At 65.8% G+C, this 15,893-nt stretch carries 12 protein-coding genes; 10 read left to right on the top strand and 2 right to left on the bottom strand.

From position 1 onward, the window contains the following. The first annotated feature begins 1 nt into the window (after position 1). Both XH93_RS33310 and serA read left to right on the top strand, forming a co-directional pair. Positions 2-1,168 (top strand): VOC family protein, encoded by a 1,167-nt coding sequence (locus XH93_RS33310; RefSeq protein WP_194470714.1) that lies wholly within the window; start codon positions 2-4, stop codon positions 1,166-1,168. A gap of 265 nt (positions 1,169-1,433) precedes the next feature. Further along, entirely contained in the window at positions 1,434-2,684 is a 1,251-nt protein-coding gene (serA, locus tag XH93_RS33305; protein ID WP_194470713.1) for a phosphoglycerate dehydrogenase, read from the top strand. A gap of 120 nt (positions 2,685-2,804) precedes the next feature. Here the strand turns inward: serA and XH93_RS33300 are convergent, their stop codons facing one another. Beyond that, on the bottom strand, positions 2,805-4,034 hold the full coding sequence (locus tag XH93_RS33300; protein WP_194470712.1) for an MFS transporter: 1,230 nt from the start codon (positions 4,032-4,034) through the stop codon (positions 2,805-2,807). 82 nt (positions 4,035-4,116) lie between these two features. Next, positions 4,117-5,469, bottom strand: a complete 1,353-nt coding sequence (locus tag XH93_RS33295; RefSeq protein WP_194470711.1) for a glycosyltransferase — start codon at positions 5,467-5,469, stop codon at positions 4,117-4,119. A gap of 335 nt (positions 5,470-5,804) precedes the next feature. Between XH93_RS33295 and XH93_RS33290 the strand changes: the two genes are divergently transcribed. From XH93_RS33290 to XH93_RS33255, 8 genes are all read left to right on the top strand, one after another. After that, positions 5,805-6,755, top strand: coding sequence for a c-type cytochrome (locus XH93_RS33290; protein WP_194470710.1), 951 nt, complete (start codon positions 5,805-5,807; stop codon positions 6,753-6,755). A gap of 425 nt (positions 6,756-7,180) precedes the next feature. After that, positions 7,181-7,906, top strand: coding sequence for a response regulator (locus XH93_RS33285; protein ID WP_194470709.1), 726 nt, complete (start codon positions 7,181-7,183; stop codon positions 7,904-7,906). 199 nt (positions 7,907-8,105) lie between these two features. After that, a complete protein-coding gene (locus tag XH93_RS33280) occupies positions 8,106-8,696 on the top strand; it encodes a DUF1127 domain-containing protein (protein WP_194470708.1) in 591 nt (196 codons plus the stop codon). A gap of 342 nt (positions 8,697-9,038) precedes the next feature. Next, positions 9,039-9,911: a cytochrome-c peroxidase gene (locus tag XH93_RS33275; protein WP_229173437.1), complete on the top strand. Its 873-nt coding sequence runs from the start codon at positions 9,039-9,041 to the stop codon at positions 9,909-9,911. Next, on the top strand, positions 9,908-12,412 hold the full coding sequence (locus tag XH93_RS33270; protein ID WP_194470706.1) for a two-component system VirA-like sensor kinase: 2,505 nt from the start codon (positions 9,908-9,910) through the stop codon (positions 12,410-12,412). Before XH93_RS33275 ends, XH93_RS33270 begins: the two co-directional genes overlap by 4 nt. 140 nt (positions 12,413-12,552) lie before the next feature. After that, on the top strand, positions 12,553-12,819 hold the full coding sequence (locus XH93_RS33265) for a hypothetical protein (RefSeq protein WP_194470705.1): 267 nt from the start codon (positions 12,553-12,555) through the stop codon (positions 12,817-12,819). Positions 12,820-13,173: 354 nt separating this feature from the next. Beyond that, positions 13,174-14,544: an FAD-binding oxidoreductase gene (locus XH93_RS33260; RefSeq protein WP_194470704.1), complete on the top strand. Its 1,371-nt coding sequence runs from the start codon at positions 13,174-13,176 to the stop codon at positions 14,542-14,544. Between the two features lie 83 nt (positions 14,545-14,627). Beyond that, entirely contained in the window at positions 14,628-15,851 is a 1,224-nt protein-coding gene (locus XH93_RS33255) for an acyl-CoA dehydrogenase family protein (protein WP_194470703.1), read from the top strand. Positions 15,852-15,893 lie beyond the last annotated feature (42 nt).

Below are 15,893 nucleotides of genomic sequence, written 5' to 3'. Positions count from 1 at the left end.
GATGAACAATATGATCATCAGTGGCGTCAACAACCAGGTCTTCGTGGCCAGCAATCTCGGACGCATCGAGCATTTCTACGCGGAGATTCTCGGCCTGCCGGTGGTGAAGCGGACGGTCCACCATCTCGATCCGAGGTTGCCGGTCATCACCTTCGGCTTCCACGCATTCAAGGGCGAGCCGAAGCGTGGGCACACCATCAGCTATATCGAATGGAATCCGATCTTCTACGCGATGCCCGAAACCGGCTTTGTCGATCCGGCTGCGACTGCGGCGGGTGTCGCGAGCCCGCGGGTCGGTGACCCGAAGGGACGCTGGGGCGCCGGAACCAATCATCATCTCGCGCTGCACGTTCCGACGCGCAACGGCCTGCTGAAGTGGAAGCGGCGGTTGACCGATCTCGGACTGCATGTCACGGGACCGTACAATCGCAACTACTTCCATGCGGTGTACCTGCGCGATCCCGACGGCGCGATCATCGAAATCGCGACGACCGAACCCGGCTTCGGCCACGACGAAGCCGTGCTTGGATCCGGCTTCCGGCCTCAGCCCAAGGCGAACCTGATCGGCGGGCGCGACGAGGTGTTAACGGCGGCCGAGACGTGGCCACAGCCCGTGCCGGTCGTCACTGAGGATTTCGCGCTGCGCGGCTTCCACCACATCACATCGATTTCGTCGAACGCGGAACGGACGGAGAAGTTCTTCGTCGAGACAGTCGGGTTGCGATTGATCAAGAAGACCGACTATTTGGACGAAAAAGGCGGAACGCACTATTACTATGCGTGCGACGATGAACTGTCGCCGGGCTCGGTGCTGACTTTCTTCGGCTTGCCCGGTTATACGACGGGGCGTCTCGGCACCGGACTGTCGCATCATTTTTCCCTCGAGGTGGAGAATGAGGCGGCGCTGGCCCACGAGCACGGACGCCTGAAACGTGCTGGGCTCGATATCTCCAACATCCAGGACGCGATCTACAACAAGCTGTTCTACTTCCGGGACCCCGACGGCCACATCTGCGCGATCTCGACGCCGACGCTGCTCGCCGTCGACGAGCCGGAAGACGCGCTCGGCCGCAAGCTTTGCCTGCCGCCGAAGGTGGAGGAGCAACGCATCGAGATCGAACGCAACATTGCGTTGCGTCCGGCCCCGACGCCAGTTCCACCGGCTTGAGGCGTTGGTATCGTGTCGAAGGAGCTGTCCGTGATTGGCTGAAACCAGCGAGCCAAACAGGTCGGGCAGCTCATCCGACCGCTAAGGGCGAAGCTCTCAACGCTATCCGTCGTCGAACAGATCGGAAAAGATGCCTGCTGCGGGGTATCTTATCCGCTATCATGCGTCGGGCCTGATGAATCCGGACGAGTCTCGGCTTTTCGAGGGCCGGTTCCCGGTGATATCAAAGTTTTCGACTTAGGAACGACGAAGGCGAAACTCGACGATGTTGTCTCTCCCCAAAACCAAGATCCGCGTCCTGCTGCTGGAGGGCGTCAACGACTCGGCGGCACGCATGTTCGAAGGCAATGGTTACACCGAGCTGCTGCGGCTTCCGAAGGCGCTGGGTGCCGGCGAGCTCAAGCAGGCGCTTTCCGGCGTCCACATGCTGGGGATCCGCTCGCGGACACAGTTGACCGCGGAGATCCTGGAGGCGGCCGACCGGCTGATGGTGGTCGGCTGCTTTTCGGTCGGCACCAACCAGGTCGATCTTGATGCCGCGCGACGGCTGGGGATTCCGGTGTTCAACGCGCCGTATTCCAACACCCGCAGCGTCGCCGAGCTGACCATCGCCGAGATCGTGATGCTGTTTCGCCGGATCTTTCCCCGGTCGATCTCCGCGCATGCCGGCGGCTGGGACAAGTCCGCCGAGGGCAGCCGCGAGGTGCGCGGCAAGACGCTGGGCATCGTCGGCTACGGCAACATCGGCTCGCAGCTATCGAATCTCGCGGAAGCCATGGGCATGCGCGTGATCTATTTCGATCACACCGACAGATTGCGACACGGCAATACCGAGCCGGTCGAGACGCTGGACGATCTGCTCGCGGCCAGCGACGTCGTTTCGCTGCATGTGCCGGAGACGCCGGCCACCGCCAACATGATTGGCGCGGCCCAGCTCCGGCAGATGAAGCCGGAAGCCTATCTGATCAACAATTCGCGCGGCACCGTAGTCGATCTCGATGCGCTGGCAAGCGCCCTGCGCGAGGGCAGGCTGGCGGGCGCTGCGGTCGACGTGTTTCCGGTCGAGCCGGCGTCGAACAAGGACCGCTTCGCCTCGCCGCTGCAAGGCCTGTCCAACGTGATCCTCACGCCGCATGTCGGCGGTTCGACGGAGGAAGCGCAGGATCGTATTGGCGGGGAGGTTGCGCGCAAGCTGATCGATTACTCCGATGTCGGCTCGACCTTCGGCGCGGTCAATTTTCCGCAGGTACAGTTGCCGGCGCGGCCGTCCGGCACGCGCATCATCCACGTGCACCGGAACGTTCCGGGCGTGATGCGTCAAGTCAACGACGCAGTCTCCCGGCACGGGATCAACATCCTGGCGCAATACCTGCAGACCGATCCGGAAATCGGCTACGTTGTGCTCGAAACCGACGTTGTCGGCGGCGAAGGCGAAGAGCTGCTCACGGAGCTCAAGGCCATCCAGGGCACGATCCGCGTGCGGGTGCTGTACGAGCAGAACCGGACGCAGGGGTGATCGCGGTGCGTGGCGGAATGTTGCCTTAGCCGATCGGCAGGCAAGCGGGACGGCGCCTCTCCAACGGAATTGCCTGCCCCGACTTGACTTGCAAACTCAATGGGCCGGGTGCCGACCCCGTCATTGGGCGGGCGTCAGCGCTGGAGCAGGGTGCAAGCGCCGCACGGCGGGCCGGGCAAACAGCAGGTAGAGCAGCAGGGCAAGCAGTGATGCCGCGGCCATGACGGCGGTCATCGAAAGCGCCGAGTGCCCGTCGAACAGCGTCGCGACGAGGCCGCTCGCGATCGCGCCGGATGTCATCTGAATGCTTCCGGCGGCAGCGCCAACCGCGCCGGCGATATCGGGCAGCGGCTGCATCGTCGCATTCATGATATTCGGCATGCTCAGCCCAAAGGCGAGCGCCACCGCCATCAGTAGCGCCGCAAGCAGCGCGGGCGGCGTCCAGTGCGCGAGCGTCATCGCGAGCAGCGCGCTGGCGACGGTGAACAGCAGCACGAGCCCGATCGTCAGGACGGTGGTGGGCGCTATTCCGCGCCGGCCGAGCCGGCTGTCGAGGAATGCGCCGCACATCACGGCTGCCGAGCACGCGCTGAAGATCAGGCCATACTGGTCCGGCCGCAGCCCGACCACACCGATGAAGAACAGCGACGACCCCGTGACATAGGCGAACACGGTGGCGCCGCCGGCGGCGCCGACCAGGATGAAGGCCAACGCAGCTGGATTGGTCAGCACACGACGATAATCCGCGATCACGGCCGAAGGCCGCAGCCGGCCGGCGGCGCCGATCTTCGCCGTTTCGGCAAAGCCAAGCAGCACGGCCAGCAGCAGCACGCTACCAGCCGCGGCCTGAGTGAGATAGATCAGCCGCCAGCTGCCGACCGCGAGCAGCGCGGCGCCCGCGCTGGGCGCAACCACCGTGACCACATTGACGGCAATCACGACGCTGGCGATCTTTGCGCGCGCAATGGTTTCGCCGAACAGGTCGCGGATGATCGCAAAGGTCATCGTCGTGCTGGCGGCGCCGACCCCCTGGACGAAGCGGCAGATCAGCAGCATCCAGAGCGAGTCCGCCGCCGCGCAGGCGAGGCTCGCGATCGCGAACAAGGCCACTCCGGCCATAACCACCGGCTTGCGGCCGATCCGGTCCGAGATTGGCCCGTAGAGGAGCGGCGCCACCGCAAGGCTGAGCATGAAGGCGCTCATGGTGAGGCCGACATCGGACGGGCTCGCACCGAGCGTGGCGCCGGTCGCCGCCAGCGCCGGCAGGTTGATGTCGATGCCTGAATAGGGCACGGCGGCAAGAAAGCCGAGCAGCAGCGTGAAGGCGAGGGAGGTCGGCTGAATTTGCATGGCGTGATGGTTTCTTTGCTTTCATTTGCGACGCGCGAAGGAGGCGCGACGTCCTCCTTCGCATCGGGCCGCTCTGGTCAGATCAGTGCTGGCGCGCGGCGCGTCGCGTCTTGCCCGCCGCCATCGGCGCAGATCGCAACGATGTGCTCTGATCCGCGACCAGCTGGCCGACGATCCGCAGGATCTCGGACGGGGTGTCGATCGCGGCGTACTCGTCCTTCATTTGCGCGGCGCGCTGGCGGTAGTTCGGCTGATCGAGCACGGTGCGAACGGCGTTGCGCAGCGCCTGCTTGGTCGGCGCGTTGTCCGCGAGATTGATGCCGACGCCGGACCATGCGATCCGCGCATTGACGTCGGCCTTGTCTTCGGTGAGCCCCGCGCCGACCAGCGGAATGCCGAAGCTCATGGCCTGGTTGACGCTGCCATAGCCGCCGTTGGTGACGAGCACGTCGACCTTCGGCAGCAGCCATTCAAACGGCAGATAGCTGGAGAGGCGCGCGTTGGCGGGAACGGGGCCGGAGATGTCGTCGGTCGGACGGCCTCCCGTCGTCGCGACCACCAGCACGTCGCGTTCGTTGGCGAGCGCGGCCAGGGTCGGCGTGATCAGCAGGTCGAGATTGTGGTTGGCCACTGTGCCTTGCGTCACCAGCACGACCTTGCGCGACCCGTCGAGTTCATGCGCCCAGGGCGGCAAGTCGACCTGGCCGGGAATGATCGGGGGCGTGCCGACGAAATGCACTGACGGCGGGATCTCGCGCGGAAACTCGAAGCCCGGCACCGACAATTGCATGTAGGCATCGGCAAGTCCGACGCTGGAATCGAACAGCGGCATCGCAAGCGGCCCGACGCCGAGCGCCTTCAGCGCCTTGTTCAGGTGGCGTCCCGCGGGCCGGTCGACCGCCTCGTCGTAATCCCGGGCAAGCGCCAGATATTCGTCGCGCACCTCGATGGTCGTCGCCGGCGGCAGGCCGAGGAAGTTCGGCGCGCCGTCTTCGCGCGGCCAGTGCAGCAGCGACGTGCCGCAGAGTGCGATCGGCGGCCGCTTCAGCCGCGGGCCGAGCAGCATCGGCAGCAGGCCGAAAAACATGTCGTCGCCGAGGATGACGTCGGCCGGAAATTTCTTTAGCGCGTCCTGCACGCCGTGGTGTTGCGCGGCGATGTTGTCGATGAAGAAGCGCTCCAGGGCGATGCGCAACCATTTGAACCCGGGCGGCACGGTCTTGAGTTCCGGCGCGCGTTCGAACGGATTGCCGGGGTCGAAGTCGGCGTCGGCCGGCAGCGGCAAGAACCTGGCGCCGCTCGCGGCCACACGCGCCTCAAAGCTGGCGCCGGTGTGGAACGCGACCTCGTGGCCGTCGGCTTTCAAGATGCGGGTGATCGCCAGCATCGGATTGACGTGACCCGGTGCAGGCACTGAAGCGACGAGTATTTTCATGTGATCGGTCCTCTGATGGTCGTTTTGCGGGCATGGCCACCGCGTCTGGCGGCCGCTCGACTAATCAGGGACATCTGCCGGCATTCGCATTACGCGAAGGCTTCTGCGCGGCAGGGAAATGGTTACGGCGGCAACAATGGATGACGTTGCCGTGACGCGAAGCGCTTCCGGCCGTCACGCGTGTTACAGCCGTAACGCATCGTTTCTGTGCTGAAACAACCCGGTAATGCCGCACCCTTAGCCATGCTGTTCGCCAATCGGCACGCCCCGCAAATTTTCCGCGGCGCTCGTCTCTCGTGCGCCGGCCCGCTTCCCACAATCCACTGAGACATGACATGCAGAGTGTTGTCGGCCTGATTGCCACGCTCGTCGTTGCCGTGCTGCTGGCCTTGTCGGGCCTTGCTGCCTTGCGGCTCACGTCGCGCATCCCGAGATGGGGCGGAGCAGGGCTTGCGTTCGCGCTGACGATCGCGGTATCGGCGGTCGGCGCGCTCACCGCCACCGGCCTGGTCAGGCAGCATACGCGTTCCGCCCCGCTGCCGGATCTCAAGGTTGCATCGACGGCGGAGCGCGTTGCGCGCGGCAAGGCGGTGGCGGACAGCTTTTGCAGCGGATGTCACACCACGACGGGTCCGCTGACCGGCGGGGGCGACCTCGCGAAGGATATTCCCATCGACATCGGCTCGTTCGTCGCGGCCAATCTGACCCCTGCCGGGGCATTGCAGCGCTGGTCCGACGCCGAGATTTTTCGCGCCATTCGCAACGGCGTCGATGCCGACGGACGCTGGCTCGTGATCATGTCCTTCACCAACGCCGGCCGGTTGAGTGACGAGGACACCTTCGCCGTGATTGCCTATCTCCGCAGCCTCGCGGCCGCAGGCGCGCCGACGCCGGGGCCACTCGACCGCTTCAACTGGCTCGGCACCACGATGCTCGGCGCGGGATTGCTGCCGGACGCCAAGCCGGTGACGACCGCCGAAATCGTTGCCCCACCGAGGGGTCCGACCGCGCAATACGGCGAGTACCTTCTGTCCTATCAGGATTGCCGCGAATGCCACGGCCAGAATCTGGCCGGTGGCGTGCCCGGCCAGCTCCCGCCGCTCGGACCCGATCTCGCTGTGGTCAAGGATTGGTCGCTGGCGCAGTTCATCGCAACCATGCGCACCGGCATCGATCCGAACGGGCATCAACTCGGCGCGCAAATGCCGTGGCGTCCGATCGGGCGAATGGGCGATGACGAACTGGCCGCGATGTACCTGTACCTGACCCAGCTGCCGCCATCCTGATGCGCGGCTGTCCAACTGCCTGACGGCGTGCACCGCTGCGCTGTTCGATCGCGCGCGGACTTTGCAGGTCCAATTGCCCGAATCGTCTCAATGCTCAGGAAGGGCGATGCCCACATGCGTGCGGGACGAAGCAACTGTTCCGAGAAACCTGCGCGCAAAAATTGAGCGGGCGGTCATTGCCTGGATCACAACTCATCACGTATAGGAGAGTCTGTCGAATACGACTGAACAATGACTTAGTTGAGAGCGACAACTCCACAGTGCTTCGCACCGCGATCCAGTAAAGATCAACGTGCAGTTCGGGCATGTGAATTCTACTGGGAATAGCCGGCAACTGACGGGCCGTTTTGGTCCCAGACCGGAAGAGTCAAAGGCTTACGGATTCGAGCCCCAGGTAGTCACGTCCGAACTTCAAGAGATCAGTTATGTTGGCAGATGTCGGTCAGATCATTGTCGTCGATGACGATCCCACGTTACGGCAGATGGTGATCAGATATCTGGAAGAGCACAGCGTGCCGACCAGGGCCGCGTCCAATCGGGCGGAGCTGCATCGTCATCTCGAGGGAACCCAGCCCAGCCTGATCATTCTCGATCTTCGTCTCGGTCAGGACGACGGACTCGATCTGCTGCGGGAAATCCGCGCGCAGTCCGACGTTCCGGTCATCATCACCACCGGGCATCGGCCCGACGAAATCGATCGCATCGTCGGCCTCGAGCTCGGTGCCGACGATTACATCATCAAGCCGTTCAGCCTCCGAGAGCTGCTGGCGCGGGTGCGGGCGGTGCTGCGGCGCCAGGAAATGGGACGGGCTGCGCGCGCCCGTGATCCCGAACGCGGCGGCTATCGTTTCAACGGCTGGAAGCTCGAACGCCGCGGCCGCAGGCTGATCGATGCCAACGATATGCAGGTTGCGCTGAGCAAGGGCGAATACGCCTTGCTGCTGGCGTTTCTCGAAGCGCCGCAGCGTCCGCTGACTCGCGAACATCTGCTGCAGGCAACCCGCATTCACGAAGACATCTTTGATCGCAGCATCGATGTCCAGGTGTTGCGGCTGCGCCGCAAGCTGGAGACAGATCCGAGCGCGCCCCGCGTCATCCGGACCGAGCGGGGGATCGGCTACGTCTTCGCCGTCCCGGTAGAACCGTTCTAACCTCAGCCGCGTCGACCTGATTGTTGCTTTGCTCCGCATTGGTACGCGGCGGTCGTGCGGCCGCGCGCGATTCCCGTTCGGGGTGTGAGCGTTTCTGTGACGCCGCACTGCAACCGTAACCGTTTTGTGCGTGGTGGTGACGCCGGCGTAACAGCGCGACCCCAGACTGCTCCTGCAAACATCGTGCAGGAACAATTCCATGTCGAAGCAGAACTCTCTTCCGAATGTCGATCATGTCGCGCGGTTACCGCAGGCCGGTGGAATCATCCGCGCCATCCGTTCCGTTGATCGCGCTCCCGGCCGTCCGCCGCCGCACGGCGCGCATAGCACGCATGCGGTGGCACCGGTCGAGCAACCGGATCGCTCGGCCGTCGGCTGGTGGTTGGCGGCGCTGGCGTTTTTCATCGAGGGATGCGCGATGTATGGCGCCTCCATCTATCCGGGCGCGGAATTTCCCGTCCCGCCGGCGCCTGCGTCCGCACCGCCGCGATCGGTTCGTGTTCAGCAGCAACCAGCCATTGAGCAAGCCTGCGCTCAGCCCCTGGAAAGCAGCGTCACCTCCGGATTGGAGTGGGCCGTGTCGGCCGACGCACGTCCGCAGCGTCGCTGGAGCTGGTTGAGTTCCATTGGCGGGACGGTCGCGGCGATCTGGCGGTATTGGCGCCGCGAGTGGGCGGTCCAGACCGCGGTGGCGGCGCTCGCCGAGTACGATGATCGGACCTTGCGGGATATGGGCATCTGCGGCCAATCGGACATCGAGCGTGTGGTGAGGCAGTCCGGTGATTGTTGACGCTTTGTATTTCCTGGTCGCGGGACCAGGCTTCTATCACGCGGTGACCGGGTCCATTGCGCGCAGGTTCAGGGCGAGCCTGGTCGGGCTGACCCTGCACGCCTGGATCGGGTGCGTTGGCCACCTCGGCGGGACGGCGATCTTCATGGATCAAGAATTCTTGAAAGAGGGGAACAATGCGCCCCGTGATTGCACATTGCGGAATTGTCACCTGGCGTCTATTTCGGGGACTTGTCGCTCTCCCTGAACAGAATTCTTCGTGAATTGATGCGCCGGCGCCGCGTGCTCGCAGTGTGCGCGCTGACCTTGGGATGTCTGCTGACTTCTCCGGCGCCGTCCCAGATGCCCGCGCCGGCGCCGGTCTCGAACGGCGCGCAGGAGCCGATCACGCCGATCCCCGCTCCTCCCGCCATCGACCCGCTCAAGGTCAAGCTCGGTGAGCGCCTGTTCAACGATGCCCGGTTGTCGCATGACAATTCCCAGAGCTGCTCGTCGTGCCACGACCTCGGCGCGAACGGGGCGAGCGCAGCGCGGTTCGACTATGGCGTCGATGGCGGGCAGCAGCGGTTCAACACGCTCACCGTGTTCAATTCGACGCTGAACTTTCGCTTCGGTTGGGAGGGCAAGGTTCGCACCATTGAGGACGACATCAAGGCGCTGCTGGAAAGCCCGCGGATCATGGGCAGCAGTCTCGCCGAGGTCACGATGAAACTCGATAGCGATTCTGAGATGCGCGCCAGCTTCGCCGCGGCCTATGGCCGTCGCCCCGATGCCGCCAGCATCGTCGATGCCATGGCGAGCTTTTCGCGGACGCTGGTCACGCCCGGCAGCAAGTTCGACCGGTGGCTCACCGGAGATGCCGCCGCGCTGTCGGACGATGAATTGGACGGTTACCGTCTGTTCAAGTCGCTCGGTTGCGTCTCCTGCCATCAAGGGGTCAATGTCGGCGGCAATCTGTATCAGCGCCACGGCATTTTTCATCCGCTGGCTTCGCCGGAGCCGGCCATCCTGCGCGTGCCCAGCCTGCGCAACGTCGCAACAACGCCGCCCTACTTCCACGACGGCAGCGCGCCGACGCTCGACGATGCTGTTCGCAAGATGGCGCTCGCGCAACTGAACGCCAGGCTGACCGATGCGCAGGTGAAGGCGCTGGTCGCCTACCTGCAGAGCCTGACCGGGGAATATCGCGGCGTACCGGTTGGAGCCGCGCCATGAAAGTCGCGCCCGCGGCGGTCGGCGTATCGTTCCTGCTTGTGCTGCTGACCTGGCTTCTGCTGAGCGGACTCAACATGAATTCGGTCCGCTATGACCGCCAGTCGCAGGCGCTCGCGGAGTTCGGCCGGTCCGAACGCGGCATCACCCGCGAAGTGCTGACATCGCGCGCCGGTCTGTCGCGGAACTATGACGGCCTGGTGCGGATGGTCGATGCCTATGACAGCGCGCTGACACGATTGCGCGAGGCGGCCGGCTCGGATCGGGAGGAGGCCGCGGCGATCGATGTGCTGGCCGTCCGCGCACAGCGGCAGGAAGTGCTGGTCGAGCAGTTCAAGAGCAAGAACGCGCTGCTGCAGAATTCCCTTGCCTATTTCAGTCTGTTCGGCGAGCGCCTTGCGGCGTCGGAAGACAAGTCGCTGGTGGCGGGTACCTCCGCGCTCGCGGCCGCCATGCTGCATCTGACGCTCAACACGTCCGATGCCACCGCGCAGGACGTCAAGGCGCGGCTCCAGGATCTCGCGCGGTTGCAGACCCCGACCGGGGAAATCGATTCGATCCGCGCCATCATTGCGCACGGTCAGCTGCTGTACAGACTGCTTCCCGAGGTCGACGCCATGCTGCGAACGCTGGTCGAGGATTCCAGCGTCCGCGAGCAGGACAATCTGCATGCGCTGATCACCAAACGTCAGCTTGCTGCGCGATCCGCGGCTCGACAGAACCGCCTGTTGCAGTACGCCACGTCGCTGTTGCTGCTCGGTGGCCTGGTGTATTTCGGAATGTTGTTGCGCGCGCGGGCGATCGCGCTGCGCCGTCGCGCGGCGTTCGAGCACATCATCGCCGACATCTCGATGCGCTTCATCGACTCGCGCCATGACGAGATCGCCGGCGATGTCGAGCGGGCGCTCGAGCAGCTTGCCGGCTACATCGGCGCCGACCGGGCCTATTTTGCCAGCCGCGCCGGCGCTGCCGCCAGCACGTATCGATGGTCGCGCGAAGGCGTCGGGTTCGCGGAAGGGTGGCCGGAGCGCGTGTTCGACCTGGTGCCGCGGATCGATCGCGACGGCGCCGACATCATTTACATCCCGAAGGTCAAGCCGTCGCATCCGTACGACACCGCGAATCTGCTCGCGGCGGCCGGCGTTCGCGGCTGGCTGTGCATCACGGCGCCGGCGGGACAGCCGCGTGCGGCGGTGCTCGGCTTCGACGCGGTGCGCGCCGACGGGCTCACCCAATGGGCCGAGTTCGCGCTGTTCCGCATGGCGTTCGACGCCATCCGCAACGCGGTCGACCGGGTGCGGCTCGAGCAGGAAAAAGAGCGGCTTCAGGCGACCCTGCAACAAGCCCGGCGGATGGAGACGATCGGGACGTTCGCGAGCGGCATCGCGCACAACTTCAACAATATTGTCGGTGCCATCCTCGGCTATGCCGAGATGGCCGACGCCGACGTCAAGGCGGGCAGCCGCTCCGCGGCGAACCTTGCGGAAATCCGCCGCGCCGGCGAAAGGGCACGCGAGCTCATTGGGCAGATCCTGACCTTCGGCCGCCGCGGCAAGGTCAGGCGAGAGCGCATCTCGATCGAGGCGCTGGCCGCGGAAACCACGGCGCTGCTCGGCGCATCGTTGCCGTCGCATGTCAAGTTCGTGATCACCGAGATCGAGGAAACGGCGACGGTGTGGGGTGAACCGGCGCAATTGCAGCAGGTGATCCTCAATCTCTGCAACAACGCCGCGCAGGCAATGCAGGAGCCGGGCTTGATCGAGCTCAGCATCGGCACGCGCGAAATCCTGCAGCCGTTGCGGATCCGGCGGACCGAACTGGCGCCCGGCCGCTTCGCCGTCATTTCGGTGTCCGATCCCGGACCCGGCATGGATGCGGCGACGCTCGAGCGGATCTTCGAACCGTTCTTCACGAGCCGCGCCGACGGTCATGGTCTTGGGCTGGCGACCGTCCGCGAGATCGTCGAGCAGCACGGCGGCGCGATCGGCGTCGACAGCGCGCCCGGCGCCGGTGCGCGCTTCGAAGTCTGGCTGCCGGCGGGCGGACCGGCCGAGCCGATATCGGCGCCGCGCGCGCCGGATCTCGCGCTGCGCGGCTCCGGCGAAACCGTCCTGGTGCTGCAGCCCGATCGCAAGCGCCTGATGCGTTACGAGGAAGTTCTGGCCGCACTCGGCTACGAGCCGGTCGGCTTCACCGGCCTCACTGAGGCCGAGGAGGCCTGCCGCACCGAGCGGGGTCGTTTCGACCTGGCGTTGGTGTGCCACGTGCCGGGCGGATCTTCGCTGCTTCTCGCGGCGTCGCTGCACGCGGCCGCGCCCGATCTTCCGATCATTCTCACCAGCCCTTCGACGCACGACCTCGCTGCGCCGCTGCTGGCGGCCTCGGGAGTGACGGAGCTGGTTCATCAACCGCTGCTGTCGGCCGAGCTTGCCGCGGCATTGGCGCGATGTCTCGCGGCACCGCCGGCCGGCGAAAGAATCCCGCGGATCGCATCGGCGCGATAGCGCCCGGACCATCGCATCGTTGCACCCGTAGCGCGATTTGCTGCGTCCGAAGTCATCGCGTAGCGCGCGCCTCCTATCCCGTCGCTCCTGGTCGTTCCACCCGAGAACGATCTCGACACGATCGCGATAGGAGAATGATGATGTCCAAACGACTTGGTCTCGGCGTTGTCGCCGTCTCGTTTCTGTTCAGCTCGATGCCCGGTGTCGCCGCTGGCCGGAGTCCGACGAGCGTCCGTCATGACGCCCCGGAGCAATACGCCAGCCTGTTGCGCCAGGCTCCGGTCGGCCACCGGCAGCCGCGGCGAGCGGACATTCCGGAAGGCAGTCAATTGTCACCGATCGAATTGGAGCTGCGGCGGCTGGACGAGGAGGTCGACCGCAAGCTGATCATCTGCCGCGGCTGTTGACCGCAAGGTCTGCGAGGCTCTGTGACACCAGGCGGTCGAACGCGCCAGCGTCCGCATCTTTCCCGCCTCAACGGTGACCGAGGCCTGAGCTCGCCGGGCTCGACATCTCCGCCTCGGTCAATCGCGCGGGCCTTGTGCCGACATTCGGTTGCAGCCCGCCGCAGTAACCACATTACGGATGTAGCGCGATATCCGATCCGCGAAGTTCTCCCGTAACAGATCGCGCTCATCCTGCCTGCTTCGCGCAGCAACTCGCGCAGCTCCCCAACGCTGTGCTGCTGCTCACAGTTGCTCCGCAGAGCCGCGGCTTCAAGCAGCTGGCTCGGACGGCCCGGATCACAAAGGGAGAGCGTGATGAACCTACACACCAGTTCGGACTCAGCCGCGGCGCGCGGACTGCGTGCCTTGATGCAGGGACGGGTCGTGTCACGCGGTGACGATGATTATTCCCGCACCCGCAAGATATGGAACGGCGCGGTTGAGCACGAGCCGGCGTTGTTTGCGATGTGCGAGTCGGCGGTGGACGTGCAGGCCGCGGTGCGGATTGCCCGTCAACACGGGCTGGCGTTGTCGGTGCGCGGCGGCGGACATGACTGGGCGGGGCGCGCGTTGCAGCGTGGCGGGCTCGTCATTGACCTGAGCCGGATGAGGCAAGTCGTCGTCGATCCGCAAGCACGGGTCGCAACCGTCGCCGGCGGGGCAATGGCCAATGAGCTGGCCGCCGCGGCTGGTGCGCATGGTCTGGTTGCGGCGCTGGGCAATTGTGGCACGGTCGGCGTGGCCGGCCTGACCCTGGGCGGCGGCTACGGTCCCCTCAGCGGCAGCTGCGGCCTCGCGGCGGACAACCTGCTCGGCGCCGAGATCGTGCTGGCGGACGGACGGCGCGTGACAGCCGGTCCCGACGCGGAGCCCGACCTGTTCTGGGCGCTGCGCGGCGGCGGCGGCAATTTCGGCGTCGTCACCTCGCTGCGGATTCGCCTCCATCCCGCACCCGACATGCTTGCGGGATCGCTGATCTACGACTGGAACGAGGCGGGCAAGGTGCTGCGCCGCTACGCCGCATTCGCTCCCGCGACGCCGGACGAACTCGGCGTGTCGGTCGGCATGATGTCCGGCCCGGACGGCGAACCCGTCCTCATCGTCGTGCCGCTGTGGAACGGCGAGCGGCGCCAGGGCGAGCGTGTGATGGAAGGCCTGCGGGCCCTCGGCTCGCCGCTGTCGGTCCAGGTCGGACCGGCGACCTACTCCGACATGCTCGCCCAGTTCGACGCGTGGGTGGAAGCCATGGACGGCCACCATTGGGAGCTCCGGACACGCTGGCTGCCTGCGCTGACGGCGGAGGCCGCCGACGTCATCATCGCGGCAAGAGCGCGCGCGCCGTCGCCGGATTGCTCGGTGTTCTGGCATCACTTCCACGGCGCCGCGACGCGGTTCGTGCCGGCCGCCACCGCATTCGGCATGCGCAACGAGCACCTCATGATCGAGATCCTCGCAGGCTGGAAGCCCGACGGAGACGGCGCGGCGCACCGGCGCTGGGCGCAGGATCTATGGCAGAGCCTCGCTCCGTTCGCCCTGCCGGGCGGCTACGCCAACCTGCTCGGACCGAATGATCGCGAACAGGCGGCGGGGGCTTTTGGCGGCAACGCCGCCCGGCTCCGCATGCTCAAGCGCCGCTTCGATCCCGATGGCGTCTTCGCGTCCGCCCTCTTGCTGCCGGCAGAGTGAGCTTGGCCGGCGGCGTCGAAACGCATTTCGATGAACTGCAACCGTTCCGGCAGGTGTTGCGGAACGACACTCAGGAGATCAGCATGACGACCAATGTTCAGCTTGCACATCGAGGCGCAGATGCGCCCGTCGAACGCCAGCCGATCGGGCGTGACGCCGCGCGGCTGCGCGCCGCCATCGCGGATCTGGCGCCGGAGCTTGCTGCCCGCGCCGGCGAGATCGAGAGCGCCCGGCGCGTTCCTGCCGACATCACCGACCGGCTGGGAGCCCTCGGCCTCTTCCGGACCCTGGTGCCGCGCAGCCATGGCGGGCTCGAGTTGAGCGTGCCCGAGGTGCTGCCCTTGATCGAGGCGCTATCCGCGGCCGACAGTTCGGTCGGCTGGGTGGCCATGATCGGCACCGGGGCGCAACTGTTCCGCACGCGGGTGTCGCGGGCGCTATTCGACCAGATCGTCATGGACGGGCCTGATGCGCTCACCGTCGGCGTCGGCACGCCGGCGGGGCGCGGCGAGGCCATCGATGGCGGCTATCGGGTCTCGGGACGCTGGCCGTTCGCGAGCGGTTGCCAGAACGCGCGGTGGATCGCCGGTCATTTCGTCATCCACAAGGACGGTGCGCCGGTGATGTCGGACGGACGCCCGCTGACGCGTTTTGTCGTGCTTTCCGCCGAGCACTGGCGCGTCGAGGAGACATGGCAGGCCTCAGGACTGACCGGCAGCGGCAGCCACCATGTGGTCCTCGACAATGTGGCTGTCCGCGATGCCGAGACCTTTGATCTGTTTCACGGGCCGTCATGTCTGCCGGGGCCGTTCGCGAGCGCCGTGACGCCATTCATCGGAAGCTTGCATGCTGCGGTTGCCACGGGCATCGCGACCGCGGCGATGGCTGATCTCGCCGCCATGGCCGGCCGACGCCAGCTGTTCGCCGCCGCCGATCTTAGGGACACGCCTGTCTTTCAGCACGAGTTTGGCCGGCTCGATGCGGCGCTGCGCGCGGCGCGGGCGCTGCTGCAGGTTCAGGCCGACAGCTACTGGCGCCTGGCGCTTGCCGGCGAGCTCGACGGCAAGGCGGATTTTGCAGAGAGCCTGCAGGGCTCAGCCTGGATCAATGCGACCTGCAGCGATATCGTCAGCGGCTGCTATACGCTGGGCGGATCCAGCGTGGTGTTCAACGCATCGCCGCTGCAGCGCCGCTTGCGTGACATTCACGTCGCGCGGCAGCATGCCTTCGCCCAGGAACGGTTCTACGCCCGCGCCGGCGCCAATGCGCTCGGCTTTCCCCCGGTCGATCCGATTTCGGGGCAATGAGGCCTGATGGACCCGGCGAGACACGCCTGCGCCATGCGCCGG

This window comes from Bradyrhizobium sp. CCBAU 51753 (assembly GCF_015291565.1).
GTDB lineage: Bacteria > Pseudomonadota > Alphaproteobacteria > Rhizobiales > Xanthobacteraceae > Bradyrhizobium > Bradyrhizobium ivorense.
This window is presented reverse-complemented; position numbering and strand designations above follow the sequence as displayed.